Origin of the sequence: Blautia parvula, assembly GCF_020215665.1 — a bacterium.
GTDB classification, from domain to species: Bacteria; Bacillota; Clostridia; order Lachnospirales; family Lachnospiraceae; genus Blautia; species Blautia celeris.
The window spans coordinates 627,442-652,306 of record NZ_CP084061.1; the positions used below are offsets into that span (position 1 = coordinate 627,442).

A 24,865-nucleotide genomic window follows, 5' to 3' on the forward strand; every position below is an offset into this window, starting at 1 on the left:
CTGATATAATATTTGATGTGCAGTAAAAATACCCAGACAGTTGTATTATGCACAATCTACAACTGGAGGGAGGTTAGGTGTGAGACTATGTCAAATGTAATCGTAAAAGAAAACGAAACTTTGGATAGCGCTTTACGTCGTTTCAAGCGTAGCTGTGCAAAAGCAGGCATTCAGCAGGAAATCCGTAAAAGAGAGCATTACGAGAAACCAAGCGTTCGTCGTAAGAAAAAATCTGAAGCAGCTAGAAAACGTAAATATAATTAATGTGCAGTAAAAGCCTCTGGACAATACCAGGGGCTTTTTTACGACTCCGGAGCCAAAAGAGAGGATGGTGAGAAGATGAAAAAGATTATCGATCTGGTGTCCAGCCGGATCTTTGTATTTGTGCTGGCTGTACTGCTGCAGCTTGTGTGGCTGGTGGCGCTGGCCTGGGGTATGAGAAATATTTCCACCACTGTGGGATGGATCATGGATATTTTAAGTCTGTTTCTGGTATTATGGCTGGTCAATAAGAAAATCAATCCCTCTTACAAGCTCGCCTGGACGATTCTGATTCTTGTCATTCCCGTTTTCGGCGCAATTGTGTACCTGCTGTTCGGCGAATCCCGTGTGGCTAAGAAGATGACAAGGGAATCCGAGGCAGTCCTCAATGAAATCGGCAATTATTTCAAGGAAGATCCCAGGACAAGAACAGAACTTCAGGATATGGACCGGGGAGTATCCATCCAGTCTGCCTACATCCGGGATTACGCCGGTTTTCCCCTCCATAAGAATACCACCACAAAGTATTATCCGGTAGGGGATACCATGTTCGTGGATATGCTGGAGGAGATTAAGAAAGCGGAGCATTTTATTTTCCTGGAATATTTTATTATACATGACGGAAGAATGTGGAGAGAAATCCTTCAGGTGCTGGAGGAAAAGGTAAAGGAGGGCGTGGATGTACGCCTGATTTACGATGATATGGGATGTGTGACCACCCTGCCCCACAGATATTATAAAGAACTGCAGAAAAAAGGCATCAAGTGTGCGGCGTTCAATCCGGTGCGGCCTGTGCTGAACATTATCCTCAACAACCGGGACCATAGAAAAATTTTGGTAATCGACGGGCATACAGGGTTCACGGGCGGCATTAATCTTGCCGATGAATATATCAATGAGGATGTGCGGTTTGGGCATTGGAAGGATACCGGTGTCATGCTGCACGGTGAGGGTGTATGGAACCTGACGGTGATGTTTCTGCAGATGTGGGCAGTGATCACCCACACCAGAAGCCATCTGCCGGCGTACGGCCCTTATATCTATCACCCGGAAGAGTTTGAAAATGACGGGTTTGTACAGCCCTATGGGGACAGTCCCCTGGACAATGAGATCGTGGGGGAGAATGTCTATCTGAATATCATCAACCAGGCGAAGCGGTATGTGTACATCTGCACACCATATCTGATCATAGACAATGAGATGATGACAGCCCTGTGCCTGGCCTCCAAAAAGGGTGTGGACGTGCGGATCGTGACGCCGGGAATCCCTGACAAGAAGATGGTATTCCTTCTTACCCAGTCTTACTATGAGCAGCTTCTGGAGGCAGGGGTGAGGATCTTTGAGTACACGCCGGGATTCATCCACTCCAAATCCTTTGTCTGTGACGATGAAATTGCCTCTGTGGGAACCATCAACCTGGATTACAGAAGCCTGTATCTGCATTTTGAGTGTGCAGTCTGGATGTACCGAAGCAGGGCTGTGATGCAGGTGAAGGAGGACATGGAGGATACCTTCCCAAAATGCAGGGAAATCTGTATGAAATTCTGCCGCAGCAGAAATATCTTTGTGCGTATGGCGCAGAGTATTCTGAGACTTTTCGCCCCCATGCTTTAGGAAAAATAATAAAAGCGGCTATGTGTACAGGATTTTTTCTTTACAAGCCGGGGGCTCCCATGATAGAATGGGCACATAAAACTTACTATGAAGACACATGTTACGAGATGCGCCAATGATATAAGGGGAGATTAAGTATGATTTGGACAAAGAGTATGTTTGGTATAGATCTCTACCATGTCACCCAGTGGTTTTTGGTTTACAGTATCCTGGGATGGGTGGTGGAATCTATATACATGTCAATCTGTAACAGGCGGCTTACCAACAGGGGATTTGTGAGAGGGCCATTCTGCCCTATTTACGGAGTGGGAGCGTTGTCTGTGTTTTTTCTGCTGAGGCCGTTCTGCGGCAACCTTCTGCTGTTATATGTGCTGGGCTGTGTGTTTCCCACACTGCTTGAGTATGTGACAGCCAGGGTTATGCTGGCATTGTTCGGTGAAGTATGGTGGGATTATTCGGAGAAACCTTTTAATTACAAAGGTATCCTCTGTCTGGAAAGTACCATTGCCTGGGGGTTCTATACATTGGGCCTGTTTCTGTTTCTCCATGAAGGCGTGGAGCGTTTTGTGGACAGTTATCCGTTTACCGTGGGATACCGGGCCGGATCGCTGATGATCGCATTGTTTACAGCAGATTTTTTACATACCTTATACGAAAAGAAAAAAGACAGTCTGCCTGCCTCCTTGGGTGAGGTGAGAGAAGGGATACGCGCCCTGATTTACGGTAGATTTTAATGTTGAGGGACGCCTGAGGGCGTCCTTTTTAGTTGGTCTTGCGGGAGAAGATTTATGGCAGAGATTTGATCACAGTTCCTCGTGGGAAACGGAGGGAGGATTCGACGTAAATAAAAAAAGTGCAAAGCCATGATAATTCAGCGGGCTTCACACTTATATGGACATTATGCTATTTTGTTTTTCAGTTCGGCAATTTCTTTTTTGAGCTTTTCAACGTCTTCCATCAGATAATTGACTTTAATTTGATAGGCTATTTGCTGGTCAGTAATACTGTTGTTAGCATTGAGTTTTTTGACAAGATTACTGTAATTTTCTGCGAGAAGGGATATGTTTTTGTCACTTACATTTTCAAGATGGAGTCTTATGTCTGTTACCTGATCATCCATGCTGGACATCTTCTCTTCAATTCTCTCAAGATGTGAGTCTGCAGCGGTTACTTTTTGCAGCAACAAGTCAAGCTTTTCATCAACGGTCATTGTATTAACCTCCCTGCTTTATAGTGTATGTATTATACCATATGTATTAGTGTGAAGTCTATGTAAACATTGTTTCACTATTTCCTGATAGTATATATAGTAAGGTATATATCAGCACGGGCAGATTTTCGGTTAGATTTTATCAGGAAAAGGATTCCAGATTGCCTTCTCTAGGATCATAAGGGGAGTCTGTATAATGAATATGTATGGTCCAGATAAAATCCCAGTTTTTCTGCCAGTGACCTTGAAGCGGTATTAGTAAACATACAATCCCAATAAGGCTCGCAGCCATCTTCTAATAATTTAGAAACAAATGATTCTGTAGCCATTTGTGAAAACCCTCTTCTTCTGTGATGTTCTAAGGTTTCAATTCCTATGGTATAAGTATTCTGATATACAAAATTGGTGATACAATAACTTACAATCTTTTTATTTTCTATAACACAAAATCCAAAAGCCTGTTCAAAAAAATAATCTAATGAATCCCACCAGCGCAAAATCTCTGATTCAATAAATTCCGGATTAAGTATCTCTGCTGATTGTATTAAATTCAAATCTATTTTTCGTATATCAGTATCTTTACACAGCCCGTTTGTTTTATGGTATTTCCATTTGTCAAAATCTAACTGATAGACGCATTGTCTGGATTTGATTAGTTCTTTGAAATTAAAGATTTTTTCCAGCACGGAATCCCACATAATACAATCGCCGCTAAATTCAAAATGATTCAGTCCGCTTTGTATTATACGGAATCTCAGGTGATTAATAATAAATTCTATTATTTCGGCATTGAATGTATGATTATCTGGATTGCCAATAAAATAAAACCCTTCAATTCCTTTAGACCATAAAAGTGCAGTGGCGGGGGTTTCCAATGAATCTACAAACACCCATCCCGTATTTATACCGCTTAATACAGCCATTATTTCGATATTGTCCCATTGTTTGTGGACTATATCTTTTATACTGCCAAATCGCTCTTTTTTTAGTTCATAAATCATAGGATTCCTCTCTGCTGTTTTAGAAAATAATAATTACATGTCCTTCTCCAGGCTTTTTATTTGTTATTGTATCATGTGGCTCTATGCATGTCTACTTTAGAAAATAATATATCATCTATCTCATCTCCATCAAATAAAAAGTGCATGGGATTGAAAATTTGACTTTGCATTTTAAGGCGCTTTTTATAAGCCGCCTTATATAAATAAAACGAGAAGAGAAGATGATGCAACATTTCGGTCTTTGATTGACACAGTTATATTAGCATAGAGCATTTTACTGTTGAAAAAGGGGGAATTGTTAAATGAGAGTAAGGAAAACAGGAAAAATATTTGTTATATTGGGGAGTCTGCTGCTATTATGCATATTATTTTTATCTGCCAGCGAACAAAAACGGAATGGGTATTTCCAAGGAGAGGAAGAGGATGAGAATACAATTACCGGAAAGATTATAGAAGTCCGTGATACTTCGATTCTTTTATTACACGAGGGAGATGTGAACGAAGGACTCATGGAAGCAGAAATAAAAAATGTCAAAATATATAGTCAAAATAAACAAGAAATAAAAGCAGATACACTGAAACCCGGAATGTATATTCGATTGTCACTTCAGGAAGGCAGTACGGTTATGGAGTGTTATCCCTTGCTGATCAGTGGTGCGCAGGAAATTCATGTTCTGGAACAGGGGAATGATTACATAGGTTTGTATCTGGATATAATAGAGGAGATTTATGGCAGAGATTCCGCCCTAAACGATGGAATGCGGGTTATGGCCCTGGACTTGACTCAGGTGAGAAATCTTTCTGACAGTGAAAAAGAGGCAATCCGGTATTTGCTTGAGCCACTTCTTGAGACCTGGCAAAAAGACAGTATCGGCAGCCCGGGAACTGTGAAGTGTCCGAATCCGAATGTGATTCTTGTAGCGGAGGAGGATTTGATGGAACAAGGGCTGTTAAGTGAAGATGGTTCATATTTTCCGGAGGGAATATTGATTAAAATAAGGACAGTAAGAAACAGAAAAAACAGTTTTACTTTTTCAGCTAAAAACACAATAAAAATCTGATTATCCGCTAAAACACAGTATCTATCAGCATTTTCAAGGAAACAAACACATCAATTTACTACTTATTTACTACTAACGAATGAGCCTTGATACGCAAGTTTTCCTAGATATGCAAAGATATGGTACAACACATCAGTATTGAAACAAGAAAAAATTGAATAACTTATAGACTATGGAACGCCTAACATGACGTTCCTTTTCTATTTCCAGCCGTTCTTATTGGACGGCTATTTTATTACCCAAAATGAAAGGAGCATTAGATTTATGAAAAAGATGTTAAAACGATTGTGTACGGGCTTCTTAGCTCTTGCAACTGTCGTTACTGCTTTACCGACGACACCCGTTCATGCAGAAAGCAAGCAATACTGGACGGAGTCAAAAGAGCGTGTCGGTATCGTTGAAAAAGTAATGAATGACGGTTCGATTGGTTCTACCTTTAACGAGGGACATTTGACCGTTGAGGGCGAGGACGCTTACTGTATCGACATTAACACAGATTTTAGGAACGGCTACAAGACCAGAGCTGACGCAAGCACCCGTATGAGTGCCGACCAGATAAGCGACGTTGCCTTATCTATCGAATATGTGAAACAGTACACAGACAGCCACAGCGGAATAAGCAACAATCATGCCTACCTTTTAAGACAGCTTGTTGTCTGGCAGAGATTAAGCGTACATCTTGGCTGGCAATGCGATAACGTGCGAGCTTCTTATGATGAAATTCCAAAGGCAACGCAGGACGAAGTTTTCTCTGGTGCAAGAGCCTTTGCCAAAGAAAATAAAGGACGCTATGAATGTGGCGGTTATATCTACTCTGGCGAGGGGCAGGAATTGGGGCAATTCTGGGCGAAACTGAATGTCGGAAATGCGAAACTGCAAAAGACTTCCAGTAATACCAGCATTACAGACGGCAACGGGAATTACTCAATCGCTGGTGCAACATACGGTGTCTTTTCTGATAAGGACTGCACGAAACAGCTTGCCACCCTTACGACTGATGAAAACGGAAATACAGATGTTGTAGAGGTAAAGGCTGGTACAGTTTATATCAAGGAATTATCCGCACCAGCAGGATATAAAGTAGATAAAACTGTATATTCCTTAAAGGTTGAAGCTGGAAAAACAGCGACTTTGAAAGTATCAGATACACCGAAAGTAACAGACACTTTGATTGAGCTTTTCAAGATAGATATGGAAACACAGAAAGAAAATCCGCAGGGTAACGCTTCTCTAGCAGGTGCGGAATTTACATGGAAGTATTATGCAGGATTCTATAACAAAGACACTCTCCCTGCCGAAGCTACTCGTACATGGGTTACAAAGACAATCGCTGAAACAGACAGCGACGGGTCAACCCACTACATCACAAAATTAGCAGACGCATACAAGGTATCTGGCGACAACTTCTATATGCAGGACGGGAAAGCCGTTCTTCCTTTAGGAACACTAACCGTAGAAGAAACAAAAGCTCCAAACGGCTACTTGTTAGAGGGTGCATATATGCAGGCTGGCGATAAGTCCGAACAAATTAAGGGCTTATATGTAACACAGATTACCGAGGACGGCGACCTTGCCGTATTAACTGGAAGTAATCAGTTTTCCGTATCTGATAAGGTTATCCGTGGCGGTGTGAAAATTCAGAAACGAGATTTAGAAACGGGCGATACCAAACCACAAGGAAGTGCAACTTTAAAAGATACTGCCTTTGACATCATTTCCTTAAATGATAATGCAGTATTGGTTGAGGGCAAGCTCTATAAGAAAAATGAAGTGGTAAAGACAATTCGTACCGATATTGAGGGTATCGCTTCTACTTCTGCTGACCTTTTACCTTATGGAAACTTCCGTATCGTTGAGAGCGAAGCACCAGACGGATATTTGACAGACGGTGCGAAGCCGATTGATTTTGCAATCACAGAAAATGGAAAAATCGTGGACTTAACCGACGAAGCCCATTCTATCTACAATCAGATTAAGCGTGGCGATATTGAGGGTGTAAAAATCGGTGCAGGCACACACAAGCGTCTTGCTGATGTTCCCTTTAGGATCACAAGCAAGACGACGGGCGAAAATCATGTAGTGGTAACTGATGATAACGGGCAATTCTCCACTTCTGCTGACTGGGCTTCACATAAGCACAATACAAACGCAGGAAAGACCAGCGAGGACGGTGTGTGGTTTGGAACTTCTGAACCAGACGACAGCAAGGGTGCGTTGCCTTATGATACCTACATCATTGAAGAAATGCGTTGCGACAGTAACAAAGGTTTTGAACTTATCCCACCTTTTGAAATCGTGGTATCAAGAAATAACCTTGTGGTCGATTTAGGAACGCTGACTGATGAATACGAAAAAGAAATCTCTATCCATACCACAACGACCAGCAAAGACGGCGAAAAGACTATCCTTGCAGGAAAAGAGGTAACAATCGTTGATACTGTCAAATTAGACGGACTTACAAAAGGCACAAAGTATCAGCTCAAAGGCTGGCAGATGTTAAAAGAAGAAAATACAGAGCTTATCATTGACGGGAAACGTGTAGAAAACGATTATACTTTTGTCGCTGATGATGAAGAAATGAAAGTAGAAATTTCCTATACATTCAATGCGTCCGAGCTTGGCGGTAAAAATCTGGTAACATTCGAGGAATTATACGACTTGAGCAATCCAGACGAACCCGTAAAAGTTGCGGAACATAAGGACATTGAGGACGACGGGCAGACCGTTTTAATCACAGAGCGTATCATCAAAATTCATACGACTGCTACCGACAAGGACGGCAACAAAGAGCTTGAAGCTGGAAAAGACGTTACAATCATTGATACCGTAACCTTAAAGGGCTTGGAAGTCGGCACACAGTACAAACTTGTGGGCTGGCAGATGTTGAAAGAAGAAAATGCAGAGCTTCTTATCAATGGAAAACGTGTGGAAAGTGATTACACTTTTACTGCTGACAGCGAAACTATGAAAGTGGAAGTTGCCTTTACCTTTGACGCTACTTCTCTTGACGGCAAACAGCTTGTAACTTTTGAGGAATTGTACGACTTGAGCAATCCAGACGAACCGAAGAAAGTTACTGAACATAAGGACATTGAGGATAAGGGACAGACGATTACCTTTAAGGAAAAGCCAGAAGTTCCAGACGAACCAGAGAAACCCGAAACACCACCGACACCAGAAAAGCCAAACAGACCGAGCGACAGTCCCAAAACGGGCGATAACACAAACCTTTACGGACTGCTTGCACTTCTTTTGACCTCTGGTGCTGGACTGGCAGGTATCTTCTTCTACAAACGCCGTAAAATGAAAAAATCATAAGGCGGTAACGGTATGAGGAAAGAAAAATCACGCTCTCCGCCGAAGCGGTCAAACGGCAGACTTTTGCTTATTCTGGCTTGTCTGCCAACAACCTGCAAGAACACGGATAGTCAAGGGTGCGTAAGCATTGATTTTACCCTTTACTATCTGGGGGATTGCTGGTACTTCCCAAACCGCCAGAATAAGAAATCACAATCAATTAACTTATCAAAAATAGAAAGAAACGAGGTAAAACAATATGGAAATGAAATATGTCGTGCCAGATATGGCACAGTCTTTTGGAACTCTTGAATTTGCAGGCGAAAGCGAGCCTATCTTTGAAAGAGATAAAAATAACCGCAGGGTCTTAGCCAGACGAAGCTATAACCTTTATTCCGACGTACAGAAAGGCGAAAATGTTGTGGTAGAAATTCCCGTGCAGGCTGGCGAAAAGAAGTTCAAGTATGAACAGAAAGTAAAACTTGTCAATCCGAAGTTGTACGGCAGAGGTTACGCAATCGGGAATATGGGACATACCGATTATGTATTAGTTGCTGATGATATTGTAGCAGTTGAAGAAAAGTAAAGGAGTGAAGAATTTATGAGATTATCAAACGGGTTTGTTATTGACAAAGAAAAAACATTTGGAGAATTAAAATTTACAGCGGTGCGTGATGTGTTCTTGCAGAATGAGGACGGGACACCGAGTACCCAGCTTAAAAAGCGTATATATGATTTAAAGTGCAGTCTGCATGGAGGAATTATCCCCGTATCTGTACCGCCAGAAGTACAGTTAAAGGAATTTCCGTACAATGCAGTTGTGGAACTTGTCAATCCAGTAGCCGATACGGTATCACGAAAAACCTATACGGGTGCAGATGTGGACTGGTATGTAAAGGCAGAGGATATTGTATTGAAGAATAAAGGCAACCAGAACGCAGGCAGTCCACAGAACCATACACCGCAGGGACAGCCGAAAAAATAGGCTTGCTAAATAGATTTTCATTGTAGTGGATATATGGAACTGTTATAATATGGATATGAAGAAACGGACAAATATGAAGTTTTGGAGGTAAGACATGAAATATTTAGGCACAATTTTAGTTGCATATATCGTTTTATTTATTTTAGATATAATGCAAAAAAGAAATCATAAAACAACAAAATCTTTAAATAAATTTTCTATTCGAACAATATCAGATGTATCATTTATATGTGCAATAGGTGCTTTGTTTGTACTTGTTGTCTTTATTTGGGGATTTTGGAGTGAACCTGAAAATTTTTGTTCTAAAAGATATTTGATGTTCATTATCCCATTTTCTATTATTTGGTTTGGAGTTACTCTTTTTGGTATGATTGCTCCTTTAAAGGGAGTGTGGGAGATAAAAGTTGAAGAAGATAATATCACGGTTATTAAAATGTTTATTTTTAGAAGATATTGGAAAATATCAGACATATCTTATTGTAAAATGAAACGCGGTGGTATGAATGTGTATGTCAATGGAAGAAAGAAAAAAGCATTTTTTGTTGATGGTATGACAGACCATTTTGATAACTTTATAAAACGGATGGAAAAAGAGGGAAAAGAGATTATTATTCCAGAGCCAAAAGATACGAATTGAGTTGCTGGAATAGTAAATTCGAGTTTGAAAACTTCATATCCATATACACAAAGCAGTTAGTCTTAGGATTGACTGCTTTTTTTCATACCCAGAAAGGAGTGATTGATTTATGCAAAAGATTTTTAACAAAGGACACCGTATCAGAGCCAGCGACAAGCACCTTGTTTACCACTTTTCCATAGGAACGCTTCTGTTTGTATTCGTGGCGGTTCTCCTGCTACTGAATATGAAACAGCTCATGCGTACCGATTGGGAGCATTTCAGCTTGTTTGAGAATGGCTTGACCCTCTCCCCTTACAACTTCATAACCATACTGATAGCGACTGGTGTTTGTGCATTGGTCGCTTTTCTGTATTACCGCTTCTGTTATGACAATTTCAAGAAGCTCCTGCACCGTCAAAAGCTGGCAAGAATGATACTGGAGAATAAGTGGTATGAAGCCGATGCCGTACAAGACAGCGGTTTTTTTACTGACCTGCAAAGCAGATCAAGGGAAAAAATCGTCTGGTTTCCAAAGATTTATTATCAAATGGAAAAGGGACTGCTTCATATCCGCTGTGAAATTACGCTGGGGAAATATCAAGACCAGCTTTTACGGTTAGAGGATAAATTGGAAAGTGGCTTGTATTGTGAGCTGACCGACAAGACCCTGCATGACGGCTATATCGAATATACCCTGCTTTATGATATGATAGCGAACCGCATTACCATTGATGAAGTACGGGCAGAAAACGGCTGTCTTAGACTGATGAAAAATCTTGTCTGGGAATATGACGCACTCCCTCACGCCCTTATCGCTGGTGGAACGGGTGGCGGTAAAACCTATTTTCTGCTGACGCTCATTGAAGCCTTACTGCATACCGACGCTGTCCTTTACATCTTAGACCCGAAGAACGCTGACCTTGCGGACTTAGGGACAGTTATGGGAAATGTGTATCACACCAAAGAAGAAATGATTGATTGCGTCAATGCCTTTTATGAGGGCATGGTACAGCGAAGTGAAGAAATGAAACGACACCCGAACTATAAGACGGGCGAAAACTACGCCTATCTGGGACTGCCACCCTGCTTTCTTATCTTTGATGAATATGTGGCGTTTTTTGAAATGCTGGGGACGAAAGAAAGCGTGAGCTTACTTAGCCAGTTAAAGAAAATCGTTATGTTAGGGCGACAAGCAGGTTATTTCCTTATCGTTGCCTGCCAGCGTCCAGACGCAAAGTATTTCTCGGACGGTATCAGAGATAATTTCAATTTCCGTGTGGGACTTGGGCGTATCAGCGAATTAGGTTACGGTATGCTGTTCGGTTCAGATGTGAAAAAGCAGTTTTTCCAGAAGCGTATCAAAGGGCGTGGCTATTGTGATGTGGGAACAAGCGTGATAAGTGAATTTTACACGCCTTTAGTCCCGAAAGGACATGATTTTTTACAAACAATCGGCAGGCTTGCACAAGAAAGACAAGTCATGCCAGAACAACAAGGAAAGGAAGATGTGATTGAATAAGGACACATTAAATGTTTATCACGCACCCACAGAGAAAAACTACCTCTGTTTGTGCTTGAATACAGATATTTTTACAACGGATTGCAGGAAATATATGTTAGATTGTTTTTTAGATTATTCTGTCAATCCAAATCTGCGATTTCATTCAAGGATAGATAAAATCATTGATGATGTTATTCGTGAAAAAATCAACATTCCTCATAAGTTTAGAATGAGATTGGAAAGTAGACATTGCGTTGAAAGCAGGATAATCTATTTTCGATTTCGAGTTTTAGATAAGGCTTGTCTGCAATGTAATGTATTTCTTAAAGGACTGTCTGAAGAAATGAAAGAAGCACTTTCAGATGAAAGAATAGATTTTGCGGTTATCTATGAGGGCATACAAGGTTCACAGCAGGACACAGACACGGACGACAAGGACGGGTTTTGCGGTTCTCAACCGCAAGTTCCGTTCTTGGCGGACGGGGCTTGTCCCGTCCGCTGATAAAACCCCTCAGTATCTAACAGAGGGGTACGTTTGCAAATAGGCAATAGACGAAAAACATAGGAAACATAAGGCTTCTGGCATGGTTTCCTAGTAAAAATCGGCTGTGAAGTCGCCTAAAAAAACTTCACACTTTACAGATTGGGGGTATGGTTCTGAATGAAGAACAATGGATAAAAGAATTACGGGAGAAACGGATTGCTTACGGTATCTCACAAGGCAGGCTGGCGGTGGCTTCTGGTATCACAAGGGAATATCTCAACAAGATAGAAAGCGGAAAAATGAAGCCGTCAAAAGAACTTCTGGAAACGCTGTATAAAGAACTGGCAAGGTTCAATCCAGAAGCACCGCTTACCATGCTGTTTGATTATGTGAAAATTCGTTTTCCCACGCTGGATATACAGCACATCATCAAAGATATATTAAAACTGAATATCAATTATATGCTCCATGAAGATTACGGACATTACAGTTATACGGAGCATTACTCTTTGGGGGACATCTTTATCTATACGTCGGCTGACGAAGAAAAAGGTGTCCTTTTAGAGTTAAAGGGGCGTGGGTGCCGACAGTTTGAAAGTTACCTGCTGGCACAGCAAAGAAGCTGGTATGACTTCCTCATGGACGCACTCGTAGACGGTGGCGTGATGAAGCGTATCGACCTTGCTATCAACGACCATACGGGCATTTTGGATATTCCAGAGCTTGCGGAAAAATGCAGGAAACGGGAATATATCGGAAAGTCCAGAAGCTATAAGTTTTACCAGTCGGGTGAGCTTATCAAGCACAGAGAGGACGACAGAGAATATATGGGACGTACCCTTTATCTTGGTTCGCTGAAATCAGATGTGTATTTCTGTATCTATGAAAAGGACTATGAGCAGTACGTCAAGCTGGGGACACCTCTGGAAGAAGCTGACATTATCAACCGTTTTGAGATACGGCTTCGCAATGAACGTGCCTATTATGCAGTACGGGATTTGCTGACCTATTATGACGCAGAGCAGACCGCTTTTTCTATTATCAATCAATATGTGCGGTTTGTTGATGAAGAACCAGACAAGCGAAAAAATGACTGGAAACTCAATGACCGCTGGGCTTGGTTTATCGGGGATAATCGGCAAAGTCTGAAACTGACGACAAAACCAGAACCTTACACCTTAGACCGCACATTGCGGTGGGTACAAAGGCAGGTAGCACCAACCTTGAAAATGCTGAAAAAGATTGATAAGGGAAACGGTACAGACTACATGGAAACAATCGAACAGCAGGCAAAGCTCACAGAAAAGCATGAAATGATAATCAAACAGCAGACGACCCCTGCAAAAGATTTAGTGGAAAGTTAGGAGTGATAAAAATGTGGGAATTAGTAAAAGACTTCCTGCTGGTATCTATGGGAATGGGTATCGGCGTAGTCTTGATGTGTATTTTGAATGTCGGCAAAGAAGTTGACTATGAAATGAAACAATCAGAAGAAAGCGAGGACAATTAAATGAATTTCGGACAAAATTTGTATCAATGGTTTTTATCAAACGCACAGAGCTTAGTGCTTATGGCGATTGTGGTTATCGGTATCTACTTAGGGTTCAAGCGTGAGTTTTCCAAACTTATCGGCTTCTTGGTAGTTGCCTTAATTGCTGTCGGCTTAGTATTCAATGCTGGCGGTGTGAAAGATGTACTGTTAGAGCTGTTCAATAAGATTATCGGTGCATAGAATTTTATTGTGGTGCTGATATGAGAATGGTATAATGTGGATATATAAAATTCTGATTTATGGGGGGCGTTACTTTGAAGAAAGCAATGATATATGTTCATGGTAAAGGTGGAAGTTATCTTGAAGCTGAACAGTTCAAAAATATTTGTTTAGATTTTGATGTTTTTGGAGTAGATTATAATGACTATTTTCCGTGGATTGTAAAAAATAAAATTATGGAAGTCTACGATAAAATATCTGAAAAATATGACTACATATATGTACTTGCTAATAGTATCGGAGCTTATTTTACAATGCACACATTACAGAATTTCAAGATTGAAAAAGCATTATTCATATCGCCTATACTTGATATGGAACAACTTATAGTAGATATGATGAGCTGGGCGAATGTGTCTGAAAAGGAACTTTCTGAAAGAAAAGAAATACCAACTGATTTTGGAGAAACATTATCGTGGGAATATCTATGTTTTGTTCGGGCAAACCCGATAAATTGGAAAACGCCTACTGAAATTTTGTATGCTGAACATGATAATCTTACATCACGTCAAACGGTAGATAAATTTATTGATAGACATTGTGCAAATCTTACCATTATGAATGACGGAGAACATTGGTTTCATACTGACGAACAGATTTTCTTTAGAGATAATTGGCTAAGAAAAGTTATACAATAGAATTTAGATTTTATATCCACACACAAAGCAGTTAGTTTTAGGATTGACTGCTTTTTTCTTATCAAAATTTCAGATTGGAGTGATGAAATGGTGTCTGTTAGAGCTATTCAACAAGATTATTGGTGCATAAATTGTTGTAAAGCATACATAGAAGTGTTATAATACCCCACAAATAGCAGATATTATAATTTTATATGGGAAGTGATATTGTGGAACTTATTAAAGATATTGTAAAATATTTAAGTAGTGGATTAGTAGAATATTTCTTAGAATGTAGAGTTAGTGACAAAAGACAAGAATATTTTAGTAATAAAGGTGGAAAATGGGCGAAGTTCTGTTTCTATATGTCGTTAATAGTTTCTATCCTTTTAATAATCATAGGTATTGTTGGATTAGTAAAAAAGAAAAGTATAAGTATTTTCTTTTTGATTGCAGGTATGGGTATCGCTTTGTTTATGCTGGTTGACTGGGGAACGTCAAAAAAATAATTTTCTATACAATACAGTTTAATAGCTTTTAAAGCAGTTAGTCTTAGGATTGACTGCTTTTTTCTTACCAAAATTTCAGATTGGAGTGATGAAATGATATACTCTTAGAACTTTTCAACAAGATTATCGGTGTATAAAATTTTATTGTAGTGCTTATATGCGAATGGTATAATCGGGGTGTGAAAAAAGATAAAATAGATTAGGAGTTAAGCTATGGATTATATTATACGAGAAATAAAAAAGGAAGAATATGATTTACTCAATGACTTTTTGTATGAAGCAATTTATATTCCAGACGGTGTTGAGCCACCACCTAAATCAATAATTAACTGTCCAGAATTACAAGAATATGTTTTTGAATTTGGAAAGCGAAAAGATGATAGGGCTTTAGTTGCGGAAGTTCAAGGAAATGTCGTGGGTGCTATTTGGGTGCGAATAATGAACGATTACGGACACATTGACAATGATACACCGTCCCTTGCTATGTCTGTTTTTCAAAAGTATAGAGGACAAGGGATTGGGACTTCATTATTGCAACAATTATTGTTAGTGGAAAAATCTTTTGGTTATTCAAAAATTTCCTTATCTGTTCAGAAAAATAATTATGCAGTAAAAATGTATAAGAAAGCAGGTTTTCTTGTTGTTGATGAAAACAGCGAAGAATATATTATGACTATAAATCTATAACAAACAATCTAGTTTACAATTTCATATCCCTACACACAAAGCAGTTAGTCTTAGGATTGACTGCTTTTTTCATACCTAAATTTCAGATTGGAGTGATGAAATGAACGATATTTTTAAGAATATGCAGGCAAATGTCGGCTGTGAATACATTTCCGACCTGCCCTCTTACAAGCGTAAGGTGTGGCAGGAAATGAAACGGCTGAACCTTGCCGATTATGAAGAAAGACAGTTAGAAGATTTTTCTAAATATGTGTTTGGTATGTCGTACCAGACCTTAAAAGATGTGATGAAACAACAGAAAGGACGTGAGGAACAATGCAGGAAACAAGGGTGTTGGTGGAAACGAAAGGAACAACTGGCGAAGAAACAATATCATACTGGTTCGACCTGCCGATAGATGTTGCAGAGTTTGAAGAAAAGTTAGGTGTCGGTGCAGAAAGTGGGGATTACCGCATTATCGAAAAGGTGTTGCCTTATACTGATGAAGTCCACGAACATACAAGCGTGTACCAGCTCAACGAATTAGATTTTATGTACCGCCAGCTTTCAAGTGATATGCAGGAAGAATATGTATCACTACTTACGGTGTTTGAGAATTTAGAAGCACTTTATATTTGCAGGAACGTGATTACGGTTTATCACGACTGCAAAAGCATGATTGATGTTGCAAGGCAAAAGCTGATGAACGACCCGATATTTAAGCATTTATCCGAGGACTGTCAAGAATACTACTTTGACTTTGAAGCCTACGCTTCTCACTTGCAGGAACACGGGAAATTTTTAGTAACAGAACACGGTATCTTTGAATTGCCAGAGTAGGAAATGAGGTGGTGCTTATGATTGATGACATGGCGGTTTATATTGCTAATCTTGGCAAATACAATGAGGGCTATTTAGTCGGTGCTTGGTTCACGTTTCCTATTGACGAGGAAGATGTGAAAGAAAAAATCGGCTTGAATGAACAGTATGAGGAATACGCTATCCATGATACCGACAACTTCCCCATTGCGATTGGCGAGTATGTTTCCATTGAAGAACTCAACGAGATGTATGAAATGATAGAGGAACTTCCCGACTATATCGTAGAGTGTCTGGACGAATTTATCAGCCACTTTGGGACGCTGGAAGAAGTCGTGGAACACAAGGACGATATTTATTATTATCCCGACTGTGAAACCATGACAGACGTTGCCTACTACTACATAGACGAATTGCAGGCACTTGGCGACATTCCACCCAGCTTACAGAACTACATTGACTATGAAGCCTACGGGCGAGATTTGGATATGGGCGGTTGCTTTATTGAAACAAGCCGAGGTATGTGCGAGATACCATATTAACGCTGGAAGATCAGCGACAAGCATTGTTGCTACTGACAGCGTATTTCTCTTTTAAGGGACAGTCTGAAAATGGCTGTCCTTTTCTATTTAGAAACTTACGAAAGGAGCTGAAAGAACTTGAAAAAGATTAAAAGCTACACGGGTATCTGGAACGTGGAAAAAGTCTTGTATGCAATCAATGACTTTAACTTACCCTTTCCCGTTACTTTTACACAGATTACATGGTTTGTGATTACGGAATTTCTCATCATTCTGTTTGGGGATATTCCCCCACTTTCCATGATTGAGGGAGCATTTCTCAAATACTTTGGTATTCCCGTTGCTCTCACTTGGTTCATGTCGCAGAAAACCTTTGACGGAAAGAAGCCGTACAGCTTTTTGAAATCACAGATAACCTATGCCCTGCGACCGAAAATCACTTATGCAGGAAAAGCCGTAAAACTGCATAAGCAGACCTTGAATGAAACAATCACGGCAGTAAGGAGTGTGAACTATGTTCCCGATAAAATATATTGACAATAACCTTGTCTGGAACAAGGACAAGGAGGTGTTCGCTTACTATGAGCTGATACCGTACAACTATTCTTTCTTATCCGCAGAGCAGAAATTTATTGTGCATGACAGTTTTCGACAGCTTATCGCACAGTCCCGTGAGGGTAAAATTCATGCGTTGCAGATTGCGACGGAAAGCTCCATACGAAGTATGCAGGAGCAGTCAAAGAAGCTGGTTACGGGGAAATTAAGGGAAGTTGCCTGCCAGAAGATAGACGAACAGACCGAAGCGTTGGTTTCTATGATTGGGGACAATCAAGTGGACTACCGCTTTTTTCTTGGATTTAAGCTCATGGTAACGGAAGAACAGCTCAATCTGAAGAACATCAAAAAATCGGCGTGGCTGACATTCAAGGAATTTCTCCATGAAGTGAACCACACGCTGATGAATGACTTTGTTTCCATGCCGAATGATGAAATCAACCGTTACATGAAAATGGAAAAGCTACTGGAAAATAAAATCTCCCGTCGCTTTAAGGTGCGTCGCTTGGAAATCAACGATTTTGGGTATCTCATGGAACATCTTTACGGCAGGGACGGTATCGCCTATGAAGATTATGAGTACCAGCTACCAAAGAAGAACTACAAAAAAGAAACGCTGATAAAATACTACGACCTTATCCGTCCGACAAGGTGTGTGATTGAGGAAAGCCAGCGGTATTTAAGGCTGGAACATGAGGACAAGGAAAGCTATGTATCCTATTTTACCGTCAATGCGATTGTAGGCGAGCTTGATTTTCCGTCGTCTGAAATCTTCTATTTCCAGCAACAGCAGTTTACCTTTCCCGTTGATACGAGCATGAATGTAGAAATCGTAGAAAATCGAAAAGCATTAACGACAGTCCGCAACAAGAAAAAGGAACTAAAAGATTTGGATAACCACGCCTATCAAGCAGGAAGTGAAACCAGCTCAAATGTGGTGGACGCATTAGACAGCGTGGACGAGCTGGAAACGGACTTAGACCAGAGCAAAGAAAGTATGTATAAGCTCTCTTATGTAGTGCGTGTATCGGCTGATGATTTGGACGAATTAAAACGCCGTTGTGATGAAGTCAAGGACTTTTACGACGACCTCAATGTAAAGCTGGTGCGTCCTGCTGGGGATATGCTGGGGCTTCATTCTGAATTTCTTCCTGCCAGCAAGCGATATATCAATGACTATGTGCAGTATGTAAAATCAGACTTCTTGGCTGGGCTGGGCTTCGGTGCGACCCAGCAGTTAGGGGAAACGACGGGTATCTATATGGGCTATTCCGTTGATACGGGAAGAAATGTGTACCTGCAACCGTCTTTAGCTTCGCAGGGTGTAAAAGGTACAGTTACCAACGCTTTAGCGTCTGCTTTTGTCGGTTCGCTTGGCGGTGGAAAGTCGTTCTGTAACAATCTTCTTGTGTACTACTCTGTTCTCTTTGGGGGACAAGCGGTTATCTTAGACCCAAAATCAGAGCGTGGCAACTGGAAAGAAACGCTCCCAGAAATCGCCCATGAAATCAATATCGTAAATCTAACCAGCGATAAAGATAATGCAGGACTTCTTGACCCATTCGTGATTATGAAGAATGTAAAAGACGCTGAAAGTCTGGCAATCGACATCTTGACATTTTTAACGGGTATTTCCTCTAGGGACGGCGAAAAATTCCCCGTACTTCGTAAGGCGGTGCGTTCTGTTACCCAGAGCGACAGTCGGGGCTTGCTCCATGTGATAGACGAGCTACGCCGTGAAGATACGCCAGTATCAAGAAATATCGCAGACCATATCGACAGTTTCACAGACTATGATTTTGCACATCTGCTGTTTTCGGACGGTACGGTGGAAAATGCAATCAGTTTAGATAACCAGCTCAATATCATTCAAGTAGCCGACCTTGTGTTGCCAGATAAGGACACCACTTTTGAGGAATACACGACCATTGAATTATTGTCGGTGTCTATGCTGATTGTGATTAGCACCTTTGCCCTCGACTTCATTCATAGCGACAGAAGCATTTTTAAGATTGTCGATTTGGACGAAGCATGGGCGTTCTTGAATGTGGCACAAGGCGAAACCTTATCAAATAAGCTGGTTCGTGCTGGACGAGCTATGCAGGCAGGCGTTTATTTTGTTACACAATCTTCTGGCGACGTGTCAAAAGAAAGTCTGAAAAACAATATCGGCTTGAAGTTTGCATTTAGAAGCACGGATATTAACGAGATAAAGCAGACCTTAGAATTTTTCGGTATCGACAAGGACGACGAGAACAACCAGAAACGCTTGCGTGATTTGGAGAACGGACAATGCTTATTGCAGGACTTATACGGGCGTGTCGGTGTGGTGCAGATACACCCCGTCTTTGAAGAACTGCTACACGCCTTTGATACCAGACCGCCCGTACAGAGAAATGAGGTGGAGTGATGAAAGAAAGGATAAAAGGTGCGTTCACAAAAAGGAAGATACTTCACTTTCTCAAAATGGCTCTGTTCGTGGTGGCACTTTCCCTTATCCTGCTTTCACTTTTGGGGACGGTGGCTCATGCGACGGGACTTGTGGACGATACCATAAACGCAGAAAATCTTTACTCAAAATATCCCCTTTCCAACTACCAGCTTGATTTTTATGTGGATAATAGCTGGTCGTGGCTTCCGTGGAACTGGCTGGACGGGATTGGAAAATCGGTACAGTACGGGCTTTACTGCATTACCAACTTTGTCTGGACGATAAGCCTTTACTTATCTAATGCAACGGGCTATGTGGTGCAGGAAGCCTACAAGCTGGACTTCATCAATGATATGGCAGACAGTATCGGAAAAAGCATACAGACTCTTGCTGGTGTAACGCAGAACGGCTTTTCCAGCTCTGGCTTCTATGTTGGTTTCCTGCTTCTCATTATCTTAGTGGTGGGACTTTATGTTGCCTATACGGGACTTATCAAACGGGAAACCAGCAAGGCACTTCACGCCGTTATCAACTTTGTGGTGGTGTTCGTGCTGTCCGCTTCATTTATTGCCTATGCTCCCGACTACATCAAGAAGATAAATGAATTTTCATCAGACATCAGTACCGCTTCGTTGGACTTAGGAACAAAAATCATGCTCCCCAACTCTGACAGCGAGGGCAAGGACAGCGTGGACTTGATACGGGACAGCTTATTTTCTATTCAAGTGGAACAGCCGTGGCTACTTCTGCAATTCGGCAACAGCAACGCAGAGGAAATCGGAACAGACCGTGTGGAAGCTCTTGTATCGGCAAGTCCAGAGGACGAGGACGGAAAGACCAGAGAGGAAGTCGTGAAAACAGAAATTGAGGATAACGACAACAACAATCTGACAATACCGCAGGTGGTAAATCGTTTAGGTATGGTGTTCTTCCTGCTGTTCTTCAACTTAGGTATCACGATATTTGTATTCTTGCTTACGGGTATGATGTTGTTCAGCCAGATACTTTTTATTATCTTCGCTATGTTTTTGCCTATCAGCTTTTTACTTTCCATGATACCGAGCTATGAAAGCATGGCAAAGCAGGCAATCGTAAGGGTGTTTAACACCATAATGACACGGGCAGGAATAACGCTCATTGTAACGGTAGCGTTCAGTATTTCCAGTATGTTTTATAACATTTCCACGGACTATCCGTTCTTTATGGTGGCGTTCTTGCAGATAGTATGTTTCGCTGGTATCTATATGAAGCTGGGCGATTTAATGAGTATGTTCTCTTTGAACGCTAACGACAGTCAAAGCATGGGGCGAAGAATTTTCCGCAGACCATATCTGTTTATGCGACATAGGGCTAGACGTATGGAACACCGTATTGCAAGGGCGGTAAGTGCTGGCGGTATTTCGGGCGGTGTGGCTGGTGCGGTAGCTGGAAGTGCCGTCGCTGGCAAGAGGGCTGAAAGAAAAAATACAGCTTCTAAAGAAAATCGGGGCAATACCACTTCCAGCATGGGACAGCGTGCAGGCTCAAAGGTGGGTGCTGTCTTAGATACGAAAAATAAAGTGAAAGACAAAGCAAACGCTGTCAAAGAAAACATCAAGGATATGCCGACACAGACCGCTTATGCGGTATATTCCGCAAAGGAAAAGGCAAAGTCCAGCGTGTCCGACTTCAAGCGTGGCATGGTGCAGGAACAGCAGTCCAGACAGACGGAACGCTTGGAAAAGCAGGAGCAACGCAGACAGAATATCGCTGATAAGCGTATGGAGCTTCAAAAGGCACAAGAGGTAAGGCAGGCACAGCGAAAGGCTGACGGATCAGCGACAACGGGAGCTACCCGTCCCCATGAGCGACCAGCCACAGCTTCAACCATTCCAAAGCCGAGTGTGGAAAAAATGCAGGAAGTCAAACGCCCTGCCACAGTGACCACTTCAAAAGCAAGTGAGCCAGTCAAGACAACTGTTATGAAAGAACGTCCGTTATCTTCTGGTGCTTCTGATAAGAAAGTAACCCAGCCTGCACAGCAAGTACATAGGCAGAATGTAGAAAAAGTGGTATCGCAGGAAACACGACAGAATTACACGAAAGACCGCAGGACAAAGGTTCAGCAGACGCAGAGCGTCCAGAAGAACCAGCAGACCACAGAGAAAAACCGTAACCTTGTAACGAAGAAAGGACAGAAGAAAAAATGAAACTGAAACATATCGCCCTCATTAGCAGTCTGTTTCCTATCCTCTTTTCGCTGGTGCTTTTCTTTGGTGTCCTCATTAGTGCGGACAGCGATGACGAGAACAGCAATTTTTCTTCTGGCATTACGGGTATGAACCTATCCGCAGAAGTCTTGAAACATCAGCCTATGGTGGAAAAGTATGCCAGAGAATACGGCATTTCCGAGTATGTCAATGTGCTATTGGCTATCATTCAAGTAGAAAGTGGCGGTACGGCAGAAGATGTTATGCAGAGTTCGGAAAGTCTTGGTTTACCGCCCAACTCTTTAGATACGGAAAGCTCAATCAAGCAGGGGTGTAAGTATTTTGCGTCCCTGCTTTCTTCCTGCAAAAATCAAGGTATCGACGATTTGAATGTAGCGATACAGTCCTATAACTATGGCGGTGGTTATGTGGGATATGTGGTAGGAAAAGGAAAAAAGCACACCTTTAACCTTGCGGAAAATTTTGCCCGTGAAAAATCGGGTGGAAAGAAAGTAACTTACACCAACCCGATAGCAGTTGCGAAGAATGGGGGCTGGCGGTATGGCTATGGAAATATGTTCTATGTGGAATTAGTCAATCAATATCTGACCGTGGCACACTTTGATAATGCGACGGCACAAGCGATTATGAATGAAGCGTTGAAATATCAAGGCTGGAAGTATGTGTATGGTGGCAGTAACCCGAACACTTCCTTTGATTGTAGCGGACTTGTGCAATGGTGTTATGGAAAAGCTGGTATCTCCTTACCGAGAACAGCACAAGCCCAGTATGACGCAACCCAACATCTTCCACTCTCGCAGGCAAAGGCTGGGGACTTGGTATTCTTTCATTCCACCTATAACGCTGGTTCGTATGTAACCCACGTCGGCATTTATGTAGGAAATAATCAGATGTACCATGCAGGTGACCCGATAGGATATGCAGACCTAAGCAGTAGTTACTGGCAACAGCACTTAATCGGTGCAGGACGAGTAAAACAATAGAAAGGACTTGAAAAATATGTTTAATAAGAATAAGAAATCGACTGAAAATGTCAAAGAAAAAAAGGTGCGTACTGTCAAGGTAGGCACACATAAGAAAACCGTGATTGCGTTGTGGGTGGTGCTTATCGCAAGCGTGAGTTTTGGGGTGTATAAGAATTTTACCGCTATCGACCAGCACACGACCCATGAAAAAGAAATCATAGAGCTTCGCTTGCAGGACACCAACGGGATAGAAAATTTCGTGAAGAACTTTGTGAAGTCCTACTACACATGGAATAACAGCAAAGAAGCGATTGAAGCAAGGACGCAGGCAATCAGCGGTTATCTGACAAAGGAATTGCAGGACTTAAATGTTGATACAATCAGAACGGATATACCGACCAGCTCCACAGTTACAGATGTGATTGTATGGAGTATTGAACAGTCGGGAACGGACACTTTTTCTGCTACCTACGAAGTAGATCAGCAGATAAAAGAGGGAGAACAGACAAGCAATGTCAAGGCAACCTATACGGTAAAAGTCCATGTGGACGCTGACGGGGGTATGGTAATCGTTCAGAACCCTACCCTTGCACCAGCAATCGAAAAATCAGACTATGAGCCAAAGACACCAGAAGCAGACGCAAGTGTAGACGCTGATACTGTCAATGACGCTACCGCATTTCTGGAAACATTCTTTAAGCTGTACCCGACAGCTACGGAAAAAGAGCTTGCTTACTATGTATCGGGAAATGTGATTGAACCTATCGGCAGGGACTACCTTTATTCTGAATTGCTAAACCCTATCTTTACAAAGGACGGGGACAATGTGAAAGTTAAGGTTGCTGTGAAATTCCTTGATAATCAGACAAAGGCAACGCAGGTGTCGCAGTATGAACTTGTACTACATAAGGATAGTAACTGGAAGATTGTAGGGTAAAACTGATTTGGAGGGAGATTTTCTCCCTCTATAAGAATTACATACGAATAGTATGAAAGTGTTGACACTCATTTCATATAGTTATATAATAAACATACAGAACGAATGTAAAAGAGGTGTATGTATGGCGAGAAATAAATATCCTGAAATAACAGTTGAGAAAATATTAGATGTATCTCAACGCTTGTTTCTTGAAAAAGGATATGATAAAACAACAATTCAAGATATTGTCGATGAATTAGGCGGATTAAGCAAAGGGGCAATCTATCATCATTTTAAGTCCAAAGAAGAAATTATGGACGCTCTGGGAGATAAGATGTTTTTTAACAATAATCCATTTGAGAAAGTAAAAGCTCGAACAGATTTAAACGGACTTCAAAAAATGAGAATGGCAATCCTATTAAATCAATCTGACGAAAAACAGATAGAATTGACGAAACAAGCTATTCCCATGTTGAAAAACCCTCATGTATTAGCTCGTATGATTGAAACAAACCGTCGTCGTTTATGTCCCTATTGGGAATTATTTATAGAAGAAGGAATAAATGACGGGTCTATTAAAACACAATATAAAAAAGAACTTGCAGAATTTTTAGTGTTAATGGATATTTGGTTAATACCTTCTATCTTTCCAGCTAATAGAGAAGAGTTACTAAACAGATTTCATTGCATAAAAGAAATGCTTGAAAATATGGGTCTGCCTTTATTGAATGAAGAAATAAGCGAAAAGATAACAGCATTACCTTATTTTGAATAGTTACAAATAAATTGCCTAGAGATAGGCAATTTAAAAAGCATATATACATACATTTGTTCGGTATTATAATGTAA

Annotated in this window: 27 protein-coding genes; 25 read left to right on the forward strand and 2 right to left on the reverse strand. The window is 41.2% G+C overall.

Translation table 11 applies throughout. The features are described 5' to 3' along the window. Positions 1-87: 87 nt before the first annotated feature. The 3 genes from rpsU (at position 88) to LC508_RS03025 (ending at position 2,609) form a co-directional block, all read left to right on the forward strand. Complete coding sequence (gene rpsU / locus LC508_RS03015; RefSeq protein ID WP_004222305.1) at positions 88-264, forward strand: 30S ribosomal protein S21; 177 nt, start codon at positions 88-90, stop codon at positions 262-264. A gap of 75 nt (positions 265-339) precedes the next feature. After that, on the forward strand, positions 340-1,875 hold the full coding sequence (gene cls / locus LC508_RS03020) for a cardiolipin synthase (RefSeq protein ID WP_033141796.1): 1,536 nt from the start codon (positions 340-342) through the stop codon (positions 1,873-1,875). 137 nt (positions 1,876-2,012) lie between these two features. Then, on the forward strand, positions 2,013-2,609 hold the full coding sequence (locus LC508_RS03025) for a putative ABC transporter permease (RefSeq protein WP_181014550.1): 597 nt from the start codon (positions 2,013-2,015) through the stop codon (positions 2,607-2,609). A gap of 164 nt (positions 2,610-2,773) precedes the next feature. On the opposite strand, the gene LC508_RS03030 is transcribed toward LC508_RS03025, so the two are convergent. Beyond that, positions 2,774-3,085 carry a hypothetical protein gene (locus tag LC508_RS03030; RefSeq protein WP_052099523.1) on the reverse strand — a complete coding sequence of 104 codons (312 nt, stop codon included), beginning with the start codon at positions 3,083-3,085 and terminating at the stop codon, positions 2,774-2,776. 176 nt (positions 3,086-3,261) lie between these two features. After that, positions 3,262-4,086 carry a GNAT family N-acetyltransferase gene (locus LC508_RS03035; RefSeq protein WP_103732957.1) on the reverse strand — a complete coding sequence of 275 codons (825 nt, stop codon included), beginning with the start codon at positions 4,084-4,086 and terminating at the stop codon, positions 3,262-3,264. Positions 4,087-4,388: 302 nt separating this feature from the next. On the opposite strand from LC508_RS03035, the gene LC508_RS03040 reads away from it, so the two are divergent. The 22 genes from LC508_RS03040 (at position 4,389) to LC508_RS03145 (ending at position 24,791) form a co-directional block, all read left to right on the forward strand. Then, complete coding sequence (locus LC508_RS03040; protein WP_225305304.1) at positions 4,389-5,147, forward strand: hypothetical protein; 759 nt, start codon at positions 4,389-4,391, stop codon at positions 5,145-5,147. A 264-nt stretch (positions 5,148-5,411) separates the two neighbouring features. Further along, positions 5,412-8,465: an SrtB-anchored collagen-binding adhesin gene (locus LC508_RS03045; RefSeq protein ID WP_225305305.1), complete on the forward strand. Its 3,054-nt coding sequence runs from the start codon at positions 5,412-5,414 to the stop codon at positions 8,463-8,465. A 238-nt stretch (positions 8,466-8,703) separates the two neighbouring features. After that, on the forward strand, positions 8,704-9,030 hold the full coding sequence (locus LC508_RS03050; protein ID WP_025487347.1) for a YdcP family protein: 327 nt from the start codon (positions 8,704-8,706) through the stop codon (positions 9,028-9,030). 15 nt (positions 9,031-9,045) lie between these two features. Then, positions 9,046-9,429 (forward strand): YdcP family protein, encoded by a 384-nt coding sequence (locus LC508_RS03055; protein WP_074441435.1) that lies wholly within the window; start codon positions 9,046-9,048, stop codon positions 9,427-9,429. A 94-nt stretch (positions 9,430-9,523) separates the two neighbouring features. Next, positions 9,524-10,066, forward strand: a complete 543-nt coding sequence (locus LC508_RS03060; protein ID WP_003432337.1) for a DUF6560 family protein — start codon at positions 9,524-9,526, stop codon at positions 10,064-10,066. A 109-nt stretch (positions 10,067-10,175) separates the two neighbouring features. Further along, entirely contained in the window at positions 10,176-11,567 is a 1,392-nt protein-coding gene (locus LC508_RS03065) for an FtsK/SpoIIIE domain-containing protein (RefSeq protein ID WP_074441436.1), read from the forward strand. After that, positions 11,560-12,051, forward strand: a complete 492-nt coding sequence (locus LC508_RS03070; protein ID WP_009905022.1) for a hypothetical protein — start codon at positions 11,560-11,562, stop codon at positions 12,049-12,051. The genes LC508_RS03065 and LC508_RS03070 overlap by 8 nt, the downstream gene beginning before the upstream one ends. A 149-nt stretch (positions 12,052-12,200) precedes the next feature. Beyond that, positions 12,201-13,397, forward strand: coding sequence for a MobT family relaxase (gene mobT, locus LC508_RS03075; protein ID WP_003431664.1), 1,197 nt, complete (start codon positions 12,201-12,203; stop codon positions 13,395-13,397). A gap of 11 nt (positions 13,398-13,408) precedes the next feature. Then, the gene (locus tag LC508_RS03080; RefSeq protein WP_021421303.1) at positions 13,409-13,543 is read left to right on the forward strand and encodes a DUF3789 domain-containing protein; all 135 of its coding nucleotides are present in this window, start codon (positions 13,409-13,411) and stop codon (positions 13,541-13,543) included. Beyond that, positions 13,544-13,765, forward strand: a complete 222-nt coding sequence (locus LC508_RS03085) for a hypothetical protein (RefSeq protein ID WP_002323342.1) — start codon at positions 13,544-13,546, stop codon at positions 13,763-13,765. Positions 13,766-13,839: 74 nt separating this feature from the next. Then, positions 13,840-14,442 carry an alpha/beta hydrolase gene (locus LC508_RS03090; protein WP_225305306.1) on the forward strand — a complete coding sequence of 201 codons (603 nt, stop codon included), beginning with the start codon at positions 13,840-13,842 and terminating at the stop codon, positions 14,440-14,442. A gap of 209 nt (positions 14,443-14,651) precedes the next feature. Then, positions 14,652-14,930: a hypothetical protein gene (locus LC508_RS03095; protein ID WP_225305307.1), complete on the forward strand. Its 279-nt coding sequence runs from the start codon at positions 14,652-14,654 to the stop codon at positions 14,928-14,930. A 213-nt stretch (positions 14,931-15,143) separates the two neighbouring features. After that, entirely contained in the window at positions 15,144-15,617 is a 474-nt protein-coding gene (locus LC508_RS03100) for a GNAT family N-acetyltransferase (protein ID WP_074441443.1), read from the forward strand. 100 nt (positions 15,618-15,717) lie between these two features. Continuing rightward, complete coding sequence (locus LC508_RS03105) at positions 15,718-16,014, forward strand: conjugal transfer protein (RefSeq protein ID WP_074441444.1); 297 nt, start codon at positions 15,718-15,720, stop codon at positions 16,012-16,014. Further along, on the forward strand, positions 15,933-16,436 hold the full coding sequence (locus tag LC508_RS03110; RefSeq protein ID WP_074441445.1) for an antirestriction protein ArdA: 504 nt from the start codon (positions 15,933-15,935) through the stop codon (positions 16,434-16,436). Before LC508_RS03105 ends, LC508_RS03110 begins: the two co-directional genes overlap by 82 nt. A gap of 17 nt (positions 16,437-16,453) precedes the next feature. Continuing rightward, positions 16,454-16,957, forward strand: coding sequence for an antirestriction protein ArdA (locus LC508_RS03115; RefSeq protein ID WP_021379649.1), 504 nt, complete (start codon positions 16,454-16,456; stop codon positions 16,955-16,957). Positions 16,958-17,074: 117 nt separating this feature from the next. Beyond that, positions 17,075-17,473 (forward strand): conjugal transfer protein, encoded by a 399-nt coding sequence (locus LC508_RS03120; RefSeq protein ID WP_010723729.1) that lies wholly within the window; start codon positions 17,075-17,077, stop codon positions 17,471-17,473. Then, a complete protein-coding gene (tcpF, locus tag LC508_RS03125) occupies positions 17,451-19,901 on the forward strand; it encodes a conjugal transfer ATPase TcpF (protein WP_074441446.1) in 2,451 nt (816 codons plus the stop codon). Before LC508_RS03120 ends, tcpF begins: the two co-directional genes overlap by 23 nt. Further along, positions 19,901-22,111 (forward strand): CD3337/EF1877 family mobilome membrane protein, encoded by a 2,211-nt coding sequence (locus LC508_RS03130; RefSeq protein WP_207608605.1) that lies wholly within the window; start codon positions 19,901-19,903, stop codon positions 22,109-22,111. Before tcpF ends, LC508_RS03130 begins: the two co-directional genes overlap by 1 nt. Beyond that, positions 22,108-23,115, forward strand: a complete 1,008-nt coding sequence (locus tag LC508_RS03135) for a C40 family peptidase (protein WP_207608607.1) — start codon at positions 22,108-22,110, stop codon at positions 23,113-23,115. Before LC508_RS03130 ends, LC508_RS03135 begins: the two co-directional genes overlap by 4 nt. Positions 23,116-23,131: 16 nt before the next feature. Then, a complete protein-coding gene (locus LC508_RS03140) occupies positions 23,132-24,034 on the forward strand; it encodes a conjugal transfer protein (protein WP_131774988.1) in 903 nt (300 codons plus the stop codon). 124 nt (positions 24,035-24,158) lie between these two features. Continuing rightward, on the forward strand, positions 24,159-24,791 hold the full coding sequence (locus LC508_RS03145) for a TetR/AcrR family transcriptional regulator (RefSeq protein WP_021421296.1): 633 nt from the start codon (positions 24,159-24,161) through the stop codon (positions 24,789-24,791). Positions 24,792-24,865: the final 74 nt, after the last annotated feature.